This is a genomic window from Mesorhizobium maamorense (assembly GCF_044998965.1).
GTDB lineage: Bacteria > Pseudomonadota > Alphaproteobacteria > Rhizobiales > Rhizobiaceae > Mesorhizobium.
This window is the reverse complement of record NZ_CP173356.1, coordinates 797,249-811,394: the sequence shown is the minus strand read 5'-3', so window position 1 is coordinate 811,394 and position 14,146 is coordinate 797,249. Positions and strand designations below refer to the sequence as shown.

The 14,146-nt window shown below is 61.1% G+C and carries 20 protein-coding genes; 9 read left to right on the top strand and 11 right to left on the bottom strand.

What is annotated here, in order from left to right:
* Positions 1–4: 4 nt before the first annotated feature.
* The 5 genes from ACIU1A_RS04305 (at position 5) to ACIU1A_RS04285 (ending at position 2,447) form a co-directional block, all read left to right on the top strand.
* A complete protein-coding gene (locus ACIU1A_RS04305; protein ID WP_404926693.1) occupies positions 5–553 on the top strand; it encodes a DUF6496 domain-containing protein in 549 nt (182 codons plus the stop codon).
* 232 nt (positions 554–785) lie between these two features.
* A complete protein-coding gene (locus ACIU1A_RS04300; RefSeq protein WP_140497458.1) occupies positions 786–1,304 on the top strand; it encodes a ferritin-like domain-containing protein in 519 nt (172 codons plus the stop codon).
* A gap of 154 nt (positions 1,305–1,458) precedes the next feature.
* Positions 1,459–1,596, top strand: a complete 138-nt coding sequence (locus tag ACIU1A_RS04295; protein WP_181167175.1) for a hypothetical protein — start codon at positions 1,459–1,461, stop codon at positions 1,594–1,596.
* A 134-nt stretch (positions 1,597–1,730) separates the two neighbouring features.
* Positions 1,731–2,201 carry a YbhB/YbcL family Raf kinase inhibitor-like protein gene (locus tag ACIU1A_RS04290; protein ID WP_140555662.1) on the top strand — a complete coding sequence of 157 codons (471 nt, stop codon included), beginning with the start codon at positions 1,731–1,733 and terminating at the stop codon, positions 2,199–2,201.
* An 84-nt stretch (positions 2,202–2,285) separates the two neighbouring features.
* Positions 2,286–2,447, top strand: coding sequence for a hypothetical protein (locus ACIU1A_RS04285; RefSeq protein ID WP_140497454.1), 162 nt, complete (start codon positions 2,286–2,288; stop codon positions 2,445–2,447).
* A 137-nt stretch (positions 2,448–2,584) separates the two neighbouring features.
* Here the strand turns inward: ACIU1A_RS04285 and ACIU1A_RS04280 are convergent, their stop codons facing one another.
* Both ACIU1A_RS04280 and ACIU1A_RS04275 read right to left on the bottom strand, forming a co-directional pair.
* On the bottom strand, positions 2,585–3,178 hold the full coding sequence (locus ACIU1A_RS04280) for a hypothetical protein (RefSeq protein WP_404926692.1): 594 nt from the start codon (positions 3,176–3,178) through the stop codon (positions 2,585–2,587).
* A gap of 21 nt (positions 3,179–3,199) precedes the next feature.
* Positions 3,200–3,946 (bottom strand): DUF4142 domain-containing protein, encoded by a 747-nt coding sequence (locus ACIU1A_RS04275; protein ID WP_140525119.1) that lies wholly within the window; start codon positions 3,944–3,946, stop codon positions 3,200–3,202.
* 247 nt (positions 3,947–4,193) lie between these two features.
* Here ACIU1A_RS04275 and ACIU1A_RS04270 point away from each other — a divergent pair, with 247 nt between their 5' ends.
* On the top strand, positions 4,194–4,523 hold the full coding sequence (locus ACIU1A_RS04270; RefSeq protein ID WP_404926691.1) for a hypothetical protein: 330 nt from the start codon (positions 4,194–4,196) through the stop codon (positions 4,521–4,523).
* An 86-nt stretch (positions 4,524–4,609) separates the two neighbouring features.
* Here the strand turns inward: ACIU1A_RS04270 and ACIU1A_RS04265 are convergent, their stop codons facing one another.
* From ACIU1A_RS04265 to ACIU1A_RS04235, 7 genes are all read right to left on the bottom strand, one after another.
* Complete coding sequence (locus ACIU1A_RS04265) at positions 4,610–4,960, bottom strand: hypothetical protein (RefSeq protein ID WP_404926690.1); 351 nt, start codon at positions 4,958–4,960, stop codon at positions 4,610–4,612.
* Positions 4,960–5,319, bottom strand: a complete 360-nt coding sequence (locus tag ACIU1A_RS04260) for a hypothetical protein (protein WP_404926689.1) — start codon at positions 5,317–5,319, stop codon at positions 4,960–4,962. The genes ACIU1A_RS04265 and ACIU1A_RS04260 overlap by 1 nt, the downstream gene beginning before the upstream one ends.
* Positions 5,319–6,539, bottom strand: a complete 1,221-nt coding sequence (locus tag ACIU1A_RS04255) for an Nramp family divalent metal transporter (RefSeq protein ID WP_404926688.1) — start codon at positions 6,537–6,539, stop codon at positions 5,319–5,321. Before ACIU1A_RS04255 ends, ACIU1A_RS04260 begins: the two co-directional genes overlap by 1 nt.
* Positions 6,536–6,997, bottom strand: coding sequence for a hypothetical protein (locus ACIU1A_RS04250; protein WP_404926687.1), 462 nt, complete (start codon positions 6,995–6,997; stop codon positions 6,536–6,538). The genes ACIU1A_RS04255 and ACIU1A_RS04250 overlap by 4 nt, the downstream gene beginning before the upstream one ends.
* 341 nt (positions 6,998–7,338) lie before the next feature.
* Entirely contained in the window at positions 7,339–7,578 is a 240-nt protein-coding gene (locus tag ACIU1A_RS04245) for a hypothetical protein (RefSeq protein WP_140515215.1), read from the bottom strand.
* A 136-nt stretch (positions 7,579–7,714) separates the two neighbouring features.
* A complete protein-coding gene (locus ACIU1A_RS04240) occupies positions 7,715–8,317 on the bottom strand; it encodes a diguanylate cyclase (RefSeq protein ID WP_404926686.1) in 603 nt (200 codons plus the stop codon).
* 34 nt (positions 8,318–8,351) lie between these two features.
* Positions 8,352–8,606, bottom strand: a complete 255-nt coding sequence (locus ACIU1A_RS04235) for a hypothetical protein (RefSeq protein WP_246675619.1) — start codon at positions 8,604–8,606, stop codon at positions 8,352–8,354.
* Positions 8,607–8,748: 142 nt separating this feature from the next.
* Between ACIU1A_RS04235 and ACIU1A_RS04230 the strand changes: the two genes are divergently transcribed.
* Positions 8,749–11,082: an FdhF/YdeP family oxidoreductase gene (locus ACIU1A_RS04230; protein WP_404926685.1), complete on the top strand. Its 2,334-nt coding sequence runs from the start codon at positions 8,749–8,751 to the stop codon at positions 11,080–11,082.
* A gap of 155 nt (positions 11,083–11,237) precedes the next feature.
* On the opposite strand, the gene ACIU1A_RS04225 is transcribed toward ACIU1A_RS04230, so the two are convergent.
* Together ACIU1A_RS04225 and ACIU1A_RS04220 are read right to left on the bottom strand one after the other, a co-directional pair.
* Positions 11,238–11,447, bottom strand: a complete 210-nt coding sequence (locus tag ACIU1A_RS04225; RefSeq protein WP_140497432.1) for a hypothetical protein — start codon at positions 11,445–11,447, stop codon at positions 11,238–11,240.
* Positions 11,444–11,890: a hypothetical protein gene (locus ACIU1A_RS04220; protein WP_404926684.1), complete on the bottom strand. Its 447-nt coding sequence runs from the start codon at positions 11,888–11,890 to the stop codon at positions 11,444–11,446. The genes ACIU1A_RS04225 and ACIU1A_RS04220 overlap by 4 nt, the downstream gene beginning before the upstream one ends.
* Here ACIU1A_RS04220 and ACIU1A_RS04215 point away from each other — a divergent pair.
* Positions 11,889–12,674 carry an SDR family NAD(P)-dependent oxidoreductase gene (locus tag ACIU1A_RS04215; protein WP_404926683.1) on the top strand — a complete coding sequence of 262 codons (786 nt, stop codon included), beginning with the start codon at positions 11,889–11,891 and terminating at the stop codon, positions 12,672–12,674. The two genes, ACIU1A_RS04220 and ACIU1A_RS04215, sit on opposite strands and share 2 nt — an antisense overlap.
* 80 nt (positions 12,675–12,754) lie before the next feature.
* Entirely contained in the window at positions 12,755–13,933 is a 1,179-nt protein-coding gene (locus tag ACIU1A_RS04210) for a zinc-dependent alcohol dehydrogenase (protein ID WP_140497428.1), read from the top strand.
* Positions 13,934–14,146: the final 213 nt, after the last annotated feature.

The following is a 14,146-nucleotide window of genomic DNA, read 5'->3' as shown; positions in this document are numbered from 1 at the left end:
AGCGATGCCGGATAAGAAAACCATCGAGAAAGCGAAAAAAGACAAGCGCGAAGGTAAATCGCCCACCACGCAGGCCGGCGAATTCGTGCATGACGAGATCGAGAAGGTCCGTCGCGGCAAGCACGGCGCGCGCTCGACCAAGCAGGCGATCGCCATCGGTCTTTCGGAGGCGCGCCGCGCAGGCGTCGACCCGCCTCCGCCCAAGAAACGAAGCGTCAAGGAGAGCACCCGCAAGAGCGCCGAATACGCCTATGAAGTTGGCCAGGGCGAACGTAAGCCAAAACGCAGCCCCAAGGTCTCGAAGGCCGTTTCCGAGGTTCTCGAGCACGAGCCGAAGAACACGGCATCCCATGAGGCGCTTTCAAGACAGACCAAGCAGGCGGCGTCGCGCCGGACGGCCGAGGAGCGCTCGGCCGCAGCCAAGAAAGCCTCGGAGACGAAGGGCACTGCAGGCCGGTCCGCCGCCGCACGCAAGGCGGTCCGCACCAAGGGTGCTGCCGGAAGAAAGAAAGCAGCGCAGAAGGCCGCCAGCACGCGTGCGGGCCGAACCTAGACTAGAAGGTCGAAAACCCGCTACGCACTCTCTCCAGCCGGCTGGTGAGAGGTAGCTGGACCGCAGCCAGCGTCAAGCGATGCGCACTATGTCAGCTGGGACAGTGCGATCGTGTGAGATACGGCCGTCCTTGTCTTTGTCTCGATCCGGCGGGAACAACGGCCCGTGTTCAAGGTTATGGAAAGCTACACCGGTGGTGGAGCTTTCATGACAACCTTAGGGAGACGAAGACATGGCGACTGCGAAGAAGGCGGCGACGAAAGGGCTGGAAGCCCTGTTCCTCGACGGGCTGAAGGATATTTATTACGCCGAAAAGAAAATACTAAAGGCGCTGCCCAAGATGGCCAAGGGTGCCGAGTCCGAGGAGGTCGCGGCGGCGTTCGAGAAACATCGCGTGGAAACCGAAGGCCAGGTCGACCGCCTCGAACAGGTGTTCGACCTGATGGACAAGCCAGCCCGCGGCAAGACCTGTCCGGCAATCGACGGCATTCTCGAAGAGGGTTCGGAGATTCTCGACGACTATAAGGGCGACCCAGCATTGGATGCAGGACTGGTCGGAGCGGCACAGGCGGTCGAGCACTATGAAATCGCACGCTACGGCACGTTGATCGCGTGGGCTGAACAGCTTGGCAAGAGCGACGCGGTCAAGCTCCTCAACGAGACGCTCAAAGAGGAAGTGGCAACCGATGAAGCGCTTACAGGCTTAGGCGAAGGCGGGGTCAATGAGCGGGCTCTTGAGAAAGCCGCTTAGCCGCGGGGCAGCCCGACGCTAAGCGCCCGGCAGCCTTCCTGTCCAGAGCGGGGTGCGTTCGAGTTGAACTGCGGGTCCTGCTCTGGATTTGGCTGCCGGGACCTCGACAAAACAGGTTGTTAAAATCACCGAACCTTACAGGAGGATCCGCGCAATGCCGGAAGACCTGTCTCGCGAGGAAGAGCAACGCGGTACCGGAAAGCTCATCACCTGGGGTGTCGTGATCGCCGCCGTGTTTTTTATTGGCCTCTTGGCCATATTCGTCCTCAAGCCGCTTATGACGGGATCTTAGAATCCTTTCGAGCCGCAGCGCGCTTAGCCGCGCCGGAACGTGCTCGCAAGCAATTCGATGGCCGCAAACAATTCCGGCACGCTTTGCGAGGCGGCGGTGATGCGATCGAATGTTCCCCCAAAGGAGTGCGAACCATGCCCCTGACGCTCAGCAGCCCCGCCTTTGCCGACGGCGGAGAGATCCCCGAAGCCTATACTCGTGACGGCAAGAACGTATCTCCGCCTCTGAAGTGGGCCGGGGTACCGGACGGCACAAAGAGCCTCGTCCTTGTCGTCCAGGATCCCGACGCGCCGAGCGGAATGTTCGGCCATTGGGGGGTGTTCAACATTTCGCCGGAGGTGCAGGAGTTGCCCGAAGCGGAAAGCGGCAGACCGGGTCCACAGGCCCTCAGGCAAGCGCGGAACGATTTCGGCAATGCCTATTACGACGGCCCTGAACCGCCTGCGGGCCACGGTGTCCATCACTACCACTTCCGGCTGGCGGCGCTCGACACGCCGAACCTTGCTATCCCCGCAAGCACGGGCGTGGAGCGTATCTGGCACGAGGCGCAAAAACATTTGCTGGAGCAGGCAGAACTCGTCGGAACCTACGAACGTGGCCGGTAATTGAAGGCAGATTGATCCGGGCGCCGTCGTCCACGCGCGGAACGGTTCTTCTCCTTGCCGGTTGTGAGGGAAAGGAGACGTCCCATGTTTGAAAGCGTCATGTGGTTGATCGTCGTCGCCGGCGGGCCATTGTTGCTGCTCGTATTGCTGGCCTACGTCATTGTCACCCGACGTCGCCGCGGTCCCGCAGAACGCAGAGAAAGCGATCGAGCCACCGATCGGCTCTATCATCAGGACAAGGATTGATTGTAGCTACCGTGGCCCACAGCAAACTTAATCAGCGGTCCAAACATCCCTCGCACATGTCCCGAAGATCAATTTCGGGCGAGGCACCCACGCCGGCCTGGCTGCAAAGTGCCCCGCCGCCCTGGCAGGCTTGTTCTTCAGGGCCGGTTTATTGCCCTGCCGCCGTCGCGCTCAGGGACATAGTCGCCCGCGTTGACGTCAAAGCCGGTCCAGCCATCCGCCTCGTAAGCCCTGCGGCGTTCCATTACGTCAACCGAGCTGGACTGACCCAGAATGTCCTCGGCTTCCGGAACAAGCCCATCGTCCACCTTGGCCGTCACCAGGGTACCGCCACGACGTACGCCCTCGGCATAGACATTTGCATCGTTTTCGGAAACGCCCGAATCCGTCAGAGCGCCAATGATACCGCCCGCCGCACCACCAGCCACCGCGCCGGCAACCACCCCGGTGGCGGTAGCGGCAAGCCATCCGGCCGCAACCACAGGTCCGACGCCCGGAACGGCCATGACGCCCAACCCCGTCAGCAAACCGCCGGCGCCACCGACCACGGCCCCTATCCCTGCGCCGCTCGCGGCATCTTCAGCGGCTTCGGAACGATCTCTCTCGTACCAGCCATCCGAGTTGTTGGCGATGATGCTGATATCGGAATGTGGCACTCCGGACGCTTCCAGTTCGCCGACCGCGTCGGCTGCGTCGTCATAGTTGTCGAACAGTGCAGTTACGGTTTTCATTTTGATATCTCCTGATCGGGCTCATTTGCTGTCGGCGACGACGTTGCCCTGATAGTCGAGCCCGACGGCGACACTTTGGCCTGACTTGGTCGCCTGGCCGCGCCAGATGCCTTGATCGTCCTTGGCAAGCTTCGACACATTGGAATAGCCGGCATCCTCGATGCGGCTCTTTGCCTGGGTCTCGGTGAAACTGTTTGCGCCGGGCACCAGGGCCGCGGCATTGGGCGTGTTCGTGGTTTTCACAGCGGGCGTTGTCGCTCCCGTGATGGAGTCCTGGCCGGCGGCGATCTTTTCGATCATCTGCCGATGCATCTTCAACGTATCGACCGTCTGCTGGGCGAATGTCTTGAGGGCCGCGTTGTCGCCGTCGCGGGCGTAGCTTTCAAACAGATTGACGGCATCGGCGTGCGCCTTGCGCTGCATGTCCACATAGGCCGGATCGATTGGCGGCTGTGCGTTCTGGAGCTTATCCAGATCCGCCTGGTGCTGCGCATCGAGCGCCGTCGGCATCTTCAACTTCTGTTCGCCGGCAATTGTTTCCAGCTTGGCGTTGGCCGCGCCGTGGTCCCGGATCATCGTCTGCGCGAAATTCTTGATGCTTTGATCCTGGGCCTTGTCCTGGGCAATCTTGCTTGAGTCGACTTCGAACTTGCCGCCGACGGCGGCCTTGTCGACGAAATCCTGGGCGCTGTCGGCAGCAGCCAAAGCAGGCATTGCGATAAGCATGGAAGCAGCGGCGAGCGAGGCAAGAAGGTGTCGCGTTTTCATTGGCTTTGTCCTTGTCGATGCGCGAACTTACGATGCGCCCTAACAAGCCAGGATGGGCTTTGTTCCGGCGCCGTGCGATGCGCTGCAAGCGCCTTCGGACAGGCCCCACAGCCGGCCAGGAGACCTTCAACATCGGGACCGCGGCGCGGAACAAATCGGCGGCTGCGAGATTTGATTTTAAATGCGACCCATGAGCGTCAATCTGTCGACCGAGCGAACTTGCCGAATTGGGTTCCGAGGAGAGTTCATGGCCAAGATTTCAAATTCCACACCTGCCGCAGCCCGGGGCGAAATTCAGGCCGGAGCCACACGGGACAAAACGCCCGGATTCGATCCTGCCGTTGCCCCGTTCGAGACCGACGCCGAGGCGGCGGACACGCAGAACCCGGTCACTGAAGCAGGTCCGCAACGTTCTCGCCGGCCAAAATTCGAAAACGATGCCAGCTTCGCCAACGCGATGCGGCCGGTGGAGAACGAGCCCGAACTGCAGCCCCGCAGCAACTGGCCGCTAATGGTGATTGCGGCCGTCGTGCTGATAGCGGCCGCGGTGTTCCTGGCAGCCAGCCTGCTGCGGTAAGGCGCATCATCCTGAGTGCAGACAGCGTCAGACAACCCTTGGCTGAGATCGAGCACTTTTCGCGCGGCCGTCGGGCCCGGTCGTCATCAATCCTGCCTCCCTCGTGGATGAAATTCGGGGGCGCCCTTCATGCCGGAAAGTTCCGTTGTCGAACACAGAAGTCGCGGCCGTGCAGGATCGGAGATGTCGAGCTTGTCCCAGGGAATACGGTACAGGCCGTCGCGACGGCGCAGCCGGAAGAAATCCAGCACCGCCGTGCCGATAGTCGAGGCCGAGAGACGCTCGAAAGCGGCGTAGATACCGACATGGAATTCAGTAACGACGAAGTCGTCGCCGGCCGGTTCGGCTCGTATCTCCTCGATATAGCCGATGCTTTCGCCTTGCCGCGAGAGAACGCGTCGCCCGGCCAGATGTTCGAGGTTGACGGTGGACATCATCAAGCTCCAGGAATGCGTCCGATAATATGATCGCGCAGCCAGTCCTGCCAGGCGAAGATCGAGGTTTCGCGCACATCGATATCGAACTGGATGTCGACGCCTATGTCCTGGACCTTGTTCCAGGCGATCCGGTGCGGCTTGCCATGGCGTTTGCCGCCCCACGCTGCCGCGAGCTGCGTCATCCAACGCCCTGGCCGCACGCCGAGGCGACGCGCCAAGGTGACGGATCCGAGCTCGACCGCGACGATCCTCGGCGGCTTGCCCGGTCGCAACTCGGCCACCAGCCCGTCGATCTTGCCGATCTTGACCTGCTCGCGGTCGACGATCTGCTTGTCGAGGATGTCGCGCAGCAAATCCATCACGTGCCTCCGAATATCTGCAGGGGAATGGTCACCACGGCGAGCACGAAACCAAGCCCGATGATGAAGATCACCGCGGCATTCGAGACGATGCCGTTGCGGTGCTCGCCGACATAGCGCTTGTCGTTCAGCAGAAAAAGGAAAGGAATTACCGTCAGCGGCAGGCTGGCGGCGGTCAGCGCCATGGAAAAAATGGTGAGCTTCAGCGGATCCAGGCCAAGCATGATGGGGATGGCGGCCAGAAACAATGATACCGTGTAGACGGCACTGAAGCCGGGATCGTCGCGTGGCTTGAGGTTTTCGCCCCAGTTCCATCCAAACCCTTGCGCCACCAGATAAGCCTGTTGCAGCCCAACCTCGAGTGCGGCGCCGAAGCAAGCGATGGCGAGCGAGGCAACGAACAGGACGAAGCCCCAGAAGCCGAATATCGGGATCAGCATCAATGGTAATTGATGATAGTCGTCGACCTGATCGATGCCGTGCGTTGCAAGCACGAGCGCGGCCACCATCAAGACGCCGATCGAAATGGTGCCGCCAAACGCCATGCCCAGACCGGCGATGGCCCGATTGGTTCCGAGATAGCTTCTGTCCCACTGGTCCTCGATAGCCCCCGAGGAATAGAACATGAACAGGTAAGGCGATATCGAAGCGCCAAGAATGCTGACCGCCATGTACCAGTAATTCGCCGCGTCGTGGGCCGGCAGTGTAGGCACCGCGCCGGACGCGACAGCTGTCCAATCGGGCCTCAGCATCACCGCTGCGACCACGAAGCACAGCGTCACGAGGCCGAGTATCGACACGCCTTTCTCGATGAGCCCGAACGTGCCTTTCCACAGCAACAGCCATGCCATTAAAGCCACGGGTAAAGCCCACCATTGGAAGCCAATGCCGGTGGCAAGTTCGAGCGCGATCGCAACACCGCCAATCTCGGCGGACAGCACCATGAAATTGACCAGCAGGGCGGCAAGCAATGGCCATAGTGAAGCGTTAAAGCCAAATCGTTCCCGGATCCCGTCGGAGATCGTGTGATGGCTCACGGCGGCAAACCGGCCGGCCATCTCGACCAGAAAAATGATGCAAATGGTGCCGAGAACCACCGCCCAGATCAGCTGAAACCCGAAGGTCGCGCCTGCCTGGGCTGCCGTCGCCATCGATCCGACTTCCAGGAAGCCGCCAACACTGGTGACGATGCCCAGCGATATTTCCAAGAGCTTCTTCATGGCTTCGGCGCGAAATATCTGAAGTAAGCGGCGGCCAGGGAGCGCGTGGCCGTCCGAATATCTTCTTGAGCCTCCTGCACTTGCGGGCGGCGGTCCGCTTGCACTCCCGCCCGGGCGCGGTCCACCGCGATCGACAGGTCCTTGACCGCCGCCGCCAACGCAGCCTGCTCGGCAGGTTCAGCCGTTGTGGCCGATCGGATCTTCGCGTCGATATCGGCCAGCGTGGTGCTGGCCGAGTGCAGCGTGCCAGAAGCGTACGCGGAGGGGGCCGCTCCCGCCGCCCAGGCATCAAGCGTCATTGATACGGTCTGCGCCGTCGAGGCGGCAGTTCGGGATTGCTGTTCGATCTGGTCCGAGGACGAGCACGCGGTCGACATGGCCATGAGCAACAGCAGGCACGCGCTGTTGCGGCCAAGGCGATAGCTGCTAAGGGTTAGAGCCGGCGTTGGATCCGCCACACGAATGACCTCCCCCACCAACGAGAACCATGTTCGGCGCAAGTTTTGATCTAGCGCGCCCGCCCTCCCCGTCAACCGAGGCAGGGACCAGCGCGAGCGGAACAAAGGATCGGTAGCCGGATTAACGAGGAGGCGGCGGGGCGGTTCGATTTCCATCCTGATCGTCGCGCCCCCAAATGATCGACTGGCAGGGAAGGATCCCTCAATGCCCCGTCTCATTGCCTGGATAGCCATTGTGGTGATTGTGCTTGTCGCGGCTTGGATATGGTTCGGTCGCGATACATCGGGCAGCGGGGGCGGCAGCCAGCCGGCGCCTCACGCGATAGACCAGAACGGGTAGTTCAGTCTGGATGATCCTGCTCGGCGGCGCTCCGGGTGCGCTCGGCTTTGTACTCGTGGATCAGGCCCAGAATCTGAGCCTTGACCGTCTCGCGCGCCTCAGGTTGGACGAAAGGCATCAGCCGTTCGACAATTTCGCCGACCGTCTGCGGGAGATCCGCGGCGGAATCGGTGAGCTGGCTGCCATGTTCGTAGACATTGTCCGTCAGTTTCTTGTCGAGGTCGGATAGAAATCCCATCATCGCACTCCCCATCGCTGCCATGCCCGCTCGCCCAATGGCCAGCCCAGCAGAAATGTTCCGCACAAGGATGCTGGCATTGCGGACCGGCGGGATATCCGACGCCGGCGGCTGGAGGGGTGCTGCCGCGCGATCCGTGTCAACGCCATGTCGTCTGGCCCGGATCCCCTCGCCTGGCCTTCGACGGGATCAGTTTCCCGGCATTGGCCCGCAATCCCCTGACGAGCTCTTCCAGATAGGGAAGCAGTTCGAAAAGCAGGATCACGGCCATCACGCAGGCAATGTAGATCACCGGCAGCTGCTGCGATTTCCAGACAAGTTCGAAGCGCGCGGTTTCCGTCCCTGCCCCGAACAAGGCGAGGAACTGTCCCCAGTGGAGGGAAATGACGCTGACCAGCCCCATCAGCGGGATCATCTCCAGGAAGCTGTGAACGTGCTGCTCGATCGGCGTGACGGTGCGGGCGGTGGTGGCGTAGCTGACGTCCCACATCGCTGTCGCCTCGTGGACGAAGAAGGTGACGATCATGATGAGAATGATGAGAGCATTCACGTCAAGAAACATGGCGGCCAGCAAAGGTATTCCGACCTCGGCGAACATCAGAAGGTGGATCAACGACTCCTTGGCGCCTGTCGTCGATTCGATGTGAGAGGCGCGATGGCAGATCCAGTCGGCAAATCCGGCGGCCAACCAGACCGGCAGCAGGAAATACATCAAGATCAGCACGGTAGGATCTGACAGCATGACATCCTTTCGCGCGGGATCCCGTTCGAGGTCGCTACTGCTGCCCCGGCATTTCGGTGTTTTCCTGGGGATTTTTCCGGACACCCGCGGCTGGCGAAGTATCCGTCGGCGCGTTACCGCCCCGGTTCTGTTCAGGCGCCCGCTTCAGTGGCGAGGTATGCCAGCCCATGTCGGCATAGAGAAATCCTATGAGGAAGCCGATGATGATGATGGCGGCTATCACGAGCGAAAGCACTGCATTGCGTCGCACCATTGCCAGGCTCCCTTCCCAAGCCGAACAGCCGATCACGAAAATAGTTCCACAACCAGCCGCGATCGCTCCTCGGTCGCGTCGGCTTCGACACGCAAGATTCGACGCCAACCCTGCACGGAGCCGCGGGAACAATCGGTGACGGGCGAGGTTCGGTATTGGTTCTTCAAGGACGATCTCGATGAAACCTGCCGTAACCGACCGTATCGAAACAAAAAAATACAACCATCCCACGGGCGGATGGGGATCCCTGAGGTCATTGGTCCGCAAGGCATACGGCGAAGGCCTGCTGATGTCGGGCATATGGAGCACGCTGCTCAAGCAGAACAAGGCCGATGGCTACATGTGCGTTTCCTGTTCATGGGCCAAGCCGGCCGATCCGCGGCCCTTCGAGTTCTGCGAAAATGGCGCGAAGGCGACCATGTGGGATCAGACGAAGCTGCGTTGCGGCCCGGATTTCTTCGCACGACATACGGTCACCGAACTGCTCGACTGGCCGGATCGTGAGCTCGAAAAACAGGGCAGGCTTACGGATCCCCTGCGCTACAATGCCGTCACCGACCGCTATGAACCGGCTTCCTGGGATGACGCATTCCTCGAGATCGGCATGGAGCTGCGCCGGCTCGATCCGAAATCGGTCGTCTTCTACACATCCGGCCGGGCCTCGCTGGAGGCTTCGTTCATGTATCAGCTCTTTGCGCGTATCTATGGCTCATCGAACCTGCCCGATTCTTCCAACATGTGCCACGAATCGACATCGGTCGGGCTGCCCGAATCGATCGGCTCGCCGGTTGGAACCGTGCAGCTCGAGGACTTCTCCCAGTGCGACATGATGTTCTTTTTTGGCCACAACACCGGGGTGACGGCGCCGCGGCTGCTGCATCCGCTGCAAGAGGCTCGTCAACGTGGGGTGCCGGTGTTCACCTTCAATCCCTTGCCGGAAAGGGGGCTGAAGCGCTTCAAGAATCCGCAAGATCCCCTTGAGATGCTGTCGCCGGGCCCCGGCACGAAGATGTCCAGCGACTTCTTCCAGGTCCGCAGCGGCGGCGATATCGCCGCCATGACCGGCATCGCCAAGGCGGTGCTGGCGCTCGACGACGCGGCACGGGAACACGGGGATCCGCGTGTCCTCGACGTCGATTTCATTGCCGAGCACACGGATGGTTTTGCCGAATTCGAAGCTTACCTGCGGGCCGCCAGGTGGGAGGACATCGTCAGGCGCTCGGGAATTGCGCAGGCGGATCTCGAACATGTTGCCGAGGTCTACAGCCGCTCCAATGCGGTGATCGGCAATTACGGCATGGGTTTGACACAGCACCGGCACGGTACCGAGAACGTCCAGATGCTATGCAACCTGCTGCTCATGCGCGGCAACATGGGAAAGCCCGGCGCCGGCATTTCACCGCTGCGTGGCCATTCCAATGTCCAGGGCCAGCGCACTGTCGGCATATCCGAAAAGCCCGAGCTCGTCCCGCTCGACAAGTTCGCCCGGTTCTATGATTTCGAGCCGCCACGCGAGAAGGGTCTCGACACGGTCGAGGCCTGCGAGGGCGTCATCGCCGGCTCGGTGAACGGCTTCATCGGGCTCGGCGGCAATTTCGTTCGCGCCGTTCCCGAAACCGGCCTGATCGAGAAAGCATGGCGTCGGCTTGGGCTGCATGTCGAAGTCGCCACCAAGCTCAACCGCAGCCATCTCCTGCCAGGGGCGGTGACCTATCTGCTGCCCTGCCTGTCGCGGCTGGAAAGGGACCATCAGGCGAGCGGTGACCAGACCGTTTCAATGGAGGACTCCACCGCCTGTATCCACGGCTCCTTCGGTTCGCGTCCGCCGGCTTCACCGCATCTGCTTTCCGAACCGAAGATCGTGGCGGAACTGGCCAAGGCCACCGTATCGGGGGTGAGTTCGATCCCGTGGGATAAATGGGTCGCCGATTATTCCCTTATCCGCGATGAGATCGAGCGTTGTTACCCGCAGCATTTTCGTGAGTTCAACAAGCGGTTCCTGACGCCGGGAGGCTTTCACCGCGATATCAAGGCCTCGAAACGGGTCTGGGAGACGCCGAACAAGAAAGCCAATTTCAAGCTGCCGACGACGCTTGAAACAGACCCGGACATCGATGTTTCGGGTCACAATGTGCTGACGCTGATAACGGTGCGCTCCAATGACCAGTTCAATACCACCGTCTATGGGTACAATGACAGACTGCGCGGCATACACGGCACACGCATGGTCCTGTTGATGAACGAGGCCGACATTCAGCGGTTCGGATTGAGCGCCGGGCAGGAAATCGATCTGGAAACCCATGCCGACGATGGCGTGGAGCGGCGGGTTCGAGGTTTGCGCATCACCCCCTACTCCGTGCCCGAAGGCAACTGCGCCGGTTATTATCCGGAACTCAATCCCCTGGTTCCTCTGTGGCACCGGGCCAAGAAGGCTCACGTCCCCGCCGTCAAATCGGTACCCGTCAGAATTGTTGCCAGGGAACCCAGAACGAGAAGCTCGGCGCGCCACTAAAGCAATCCAGGAAAAGTGTGTACGGCTTTCCGGGGAAAAGCGTGGTGCGCTTTCCCTTAGGAATTGCGCAAAAACAACAACACAGAGTGGTTAGCCGTTTCCGCAGACGATGAACTGCTCTATGGCGGTCCCAGCCTGGTGGGCCAGGCCGGTAGCTAGCCGCCAGCCGGCTTAGGGGATGCCGGCTGGGCCGGTTGGGTGCCTTGCTGATCTCCGCCGGTGGTGGTTTGTGGGGTGGGGTTCGTGTCGGTTGTGGGGTTTTTGTCGACCGGCTGACTGTTCGTATCCGCTTTGGATTTGTCGGGATCGGGATTGTTGCACCCGGCCAGACAGACCAGTGCCAGCATCAGCAACACGGCTCTCATATCGATACTCCTTCGATGGGAGATGGCGAAGCAGCCTGCCAAGCTTCCATCCGGTCGAATCGCACCGAAAGCCCCTGCCTGGCCGCGCTTCTGGCCAACATGCGATCCAGTTCGGCATCATCGATCGGGCTGCGCATCACCTCACGAATGGCCCTGCAAGCCAACTCCGTCGACACGAAATCATATCGCCTGCTCCTGGTCAGCACATATTGCTCGACCAGCATTTTCACACGCCGGAGCGCGATCTTATCAGCATGTTGCATCATGTTCCTCCTGCACGCGCCGAACTGCGGGACCATCCGGTTGTTCCCGCCCGAATTCCGAAAATCCATCGCCCGGCCAAGAGCAGAAGTCAGACTCCCGACAGGCGCCGACCGGACGATACCGATCCACGGAACAATCATCTCCTCTGCTGGTTCGGCCGGCACGACGGAGGAAATCATGACGGATGCAAAACTCGCAGTGGTCACCGGCGCCTCGAGCGGCATAGGCAAGGAACTTGCGAAACTCTGCGCGAAGGATGGCTACAATCTCGTCGTTGCGGCTGATGAACCGGCAATCCAGCAGGCCGCCGAGGCACTCGGCTCACATAATATCGCAGTCGAAGCCCTCGAGGCCGATCTCGCGACCGTCGAAGGCGTGGATCGGCTGATCTCCCGAATTGGCGAGCGTGACATCGACCTGCTGTTTCTCAACGCTGGACGCGGGCTCGGCAATGGCTTCGTCGACCAGGACTGGGGGAAGATCCGGCGCATCATCGACACCAATATCACCGGAACGGTGTATCTCGCGCATGAACTCGGCGCCAAGATGGCTCGCCGCGGGCGCGGGCGCATTCTTTTCACCGGGTCGATCGCCGGTTTCATGCCCGGGACTTTCCAAGCCGTCTACAACGGCACCAAGGCATTCATCGATTCCTTCGCGATCGCCTTGCGTCACGAATTGCAGGACACCGGCGTCACGGTGACCGTGTTGATGCCCGGCGCCACGCAGACACGCTTCTTCGAACGCGCCGAGATGATGGACACCAAGGTCGGCACCGACGAGAAGGACAATCCGGCCGACGTTGCCAAGGCCGGCTACGAAGCGATGATGACTGGCGAAGAACAGGTGGTCAGCGGCTGGAAGAACAAGCTGCAGGTCGCCGCTGCGCATGTCACGCCAGCGGGTACGCTGGCCGAACAGCACCGCGAGATGGCTGCGCCGGGCTCGGCGTCCCAGGACTGACCGGCGGCATCTTCAGCGCCACGCACGAGAAACGCGCGTCTCACCGATGAAACGCACCCTCGAAACTCAGGAGCAACATCGTGAAAGCCCTTACATGGCACGGCAAAGGCGACATACGCTGCGACCAAGTGGCCGATCCCGTCATCGAGGATGACCGCGACGTGATCATCAAGGTTACCTGCTGCGCCATATGCGGCTCCGACCTCCACCTGATGAACGGTTACATGCCGACGATGAAATCGGGCGACGTGCTTGGCCACGAGACGATGGGCGAAGTGGTGGAGGTTGGTCAGGGCCATTCGAAGTTCAAGAAGGGTGACCGGGTGGTGGTGCCGTTCAACATTTCCTGCGGCGAGTGCTGGTTTTGCCAGAACGGGCTGTTTTCGCTTTGCGACCGCTCGAATCCCAACGCAAAACAGGCCGCCGAAGCGATGGGGCAATCGCCGGCCGGCCTTTTCGGATATTCGCATCTTGTCGGCGGCTATTGGGGCGGACAAGCGGAATATCTGCGGGTTCCGTTCGCCGATGTCGGTCCGATTAAGGTGCCGGAGGGAATGGAAGATGAACAGGTGCTGTTTCTCTCCGACATCTTCCCGACCGGGTACATGGCGGCAGAGAACGCCGGCATCGAGCCGGGCGATACGGTCGCGATATGGGGTTGCGGCCCGGTTGGCCAATTCGCCATCCAGAGCGCGTGGATGCTCGGCGCCGGCCGCGTCATCGCCATCGACAAGGTGCCGGAGCGGCTGGCCATGGCGCGTGAACACGGCAAAGCCGAGACGCTCGACTTCAGCAATTCCAATATCTACGACGCACTGATGGCGATGACCGACGGCCGCGGCCCGGATCGCTGCATCGACTGCGTCGGCACTGAATCCGACCCCGGCGCCAGCGCCGACGCCATGCTCGACAAGGTGAAGGCCGCCGTCTATCTCGGCACCGATCGGCCGCATGTGCTGCGAGAGGCGATCTATTGCTGCCGCAAGGGCGGCACCATCTCGGTTCCCGGCGTCTATATCGGCCTGGTCGATCACATCCCGTTCGGCGCCGCGATGAACAAGGGGCTGACCTTCCGAATGGGCCAAACCCATACCCAGCGCTATCTCGAACCACTTCTGGCCAAGGTCCAGAATGGCGAGATCGACCCGTCCTTCGTCATCACCCACAGAGCCGAGCTCGAAGCCGGGCCGGACCTCTACAAGACCTTCCGAGACAAGCAGGATGGTTGCATCAAGGTGGTTATGCGGCCGCATGGCTGAGATGTCGCAATTCCAGAGGCAAGAGCTGTCTCATTCCCGGCATCCGTTGGACGCCCGCCCGATCGGCATTGGCAGTTCGGAACTTTCTGTTGTGTCGGCGATTGACCCGCTGAGTTCGGTTCGGAAGAAGGGTGCCGCCATGGCCAACGAGAATTCTCGCTCGAAACCCGTTATTCGGTCTCCGAACACCGATGGTTTGCCACACCCGAGGCG

What these genes read in the sequence shown, in the direction of transcription:
- ACIU1A_RS04305 (WP_404926693.1), top strand. Translation starts at nt 5, where the DNA reads ATGCCGGATAAGAAAACCATCGAGAAAGCGAAAAAAGACAAGCGCGAA.
- ACIU1A_RS04300 (WP_140497458.1), top strand. Translation starts at nt 786, where the DNA reads ATGGCGACTGCGAAGAAGGCGGCGACGAAAGGGCTGGAAGCCCTGTTC.
- ACIU1A_RS04295 (WP_181167175.1), top strand. Translation starts at nt 1,459, where the DNA reads ATGCCGGAAGACCTGTCTCGCGAGGAAGAGCAACGCGGTACCGGAAAG.
- ACIU1A_RS04290 (WP_140555662.1), top strand. Translation starts at nt 1,731, where the DNA reads ATGCCCCTGACGCTCAGCAGCCCCGCCTTTGCCGACGGCGGAGAGATC.
- ACIU1A_RS04285 (WP_140497454.1), top strand. Translation starts at nt 2,286, where the DNA reads ATGTTTGAAAGCGTCATGTGGTTGATCGTCGTCGCCGGCGGGCCATTG.
- ACIU1A_RS04280 (WP_404926692.1), bottom strand. Translation starts at nt 3,178, where the DNA reads ATGAAAACCGTAACTGCACTGTTCGACAACTATGACGACGCAGCCGAC.
- ACIU1A_RS04275 (WP_140525119.1), bottom strand. Translation starts at nt 3,946, where the DNA reads ATGAAAACGCGACACCTTCTTGCCTCGCTCGCCGCTGCTTCCATGCTT.
- ACIU1A_RS04270 (WP_404926691.1), top strand. Translation starts at nt 4,194, where the DNA reads ATGGCCAAGATTTCAAATTCCACACCTGCCGCAGCCCGGGGCGAAATT.
- ACIU1A_RS04265 (WP_404926690.1), bottom strand. Translation starts at nt 4,960, where the DNA reads ATGATGTCCACCGTCAACCTCGAACATCTGGCCGGGCGACGCGTTCTC.
- ACIU1A_RS04260 (WP_404926689.1), bottom strand. Translation starts at nt 5,319, where the DNA reads ATGGATTTGCTGCGCGACATCCTCGACAAGCAGATCGTCGACCGCGAG.
- ACIU1A_RS04255 (WP_404926688.1), bottom strand. Translation starts at nt 6,539, where the DNA reads ATGAAGAAGCTCTTGGAAATATCGCTGGGCATCGTCACCAGTGTTGGC.
- ACIU1A_RS04245 (WP_140515215.1), bottom strand. Translation starts at nt 7,578, where the DNA reads ATGATGGGATTTCTATCCGACCTCGACAAGAAACTGACGGACAATGTC.
- ACIU1A_RS04240 (WP_404926686.1), bottom strand. Translation starts at nt 8,317, where the DNA reads ATGCTGTCAGATCCTACCGTGCTGATCTTGATGTATTTCCTGCTGCCG.
- ACIU1A_RS04230 (WP_404926685.1), top strand. Translation starts at nt 8,749, where the DNA reads ATGAAACCTGCCGTAACCGACCGTATCGAAACAAAAAAATACAACCAT.
- ACIU1A_RS04225 (WP_140497432.1), bottom strand. Translation starts at nt 11,447, where the DNA reads ATGAGAGCCGTGTTGCTGATGCTGGCACTGGTCTGTCTGGCCGGGTGC.
- ACIU1A_RS04215 (WP_404926683.1), top strand. Translation starts at nt 11,889, where the DNA reads ATGACGGATGCAAAACTCGCAGTGGTCACCGGCGCCTCGAGCGGCATA.
- ACIU1A_RS04220 (WP_404926684.1), bottom strand. Translation starts at nt 11,890, where the DNA reads ATGATTTCCTCCGTCGTGCCGGCCGAACCAGCAGAGGAGATGATTGTT.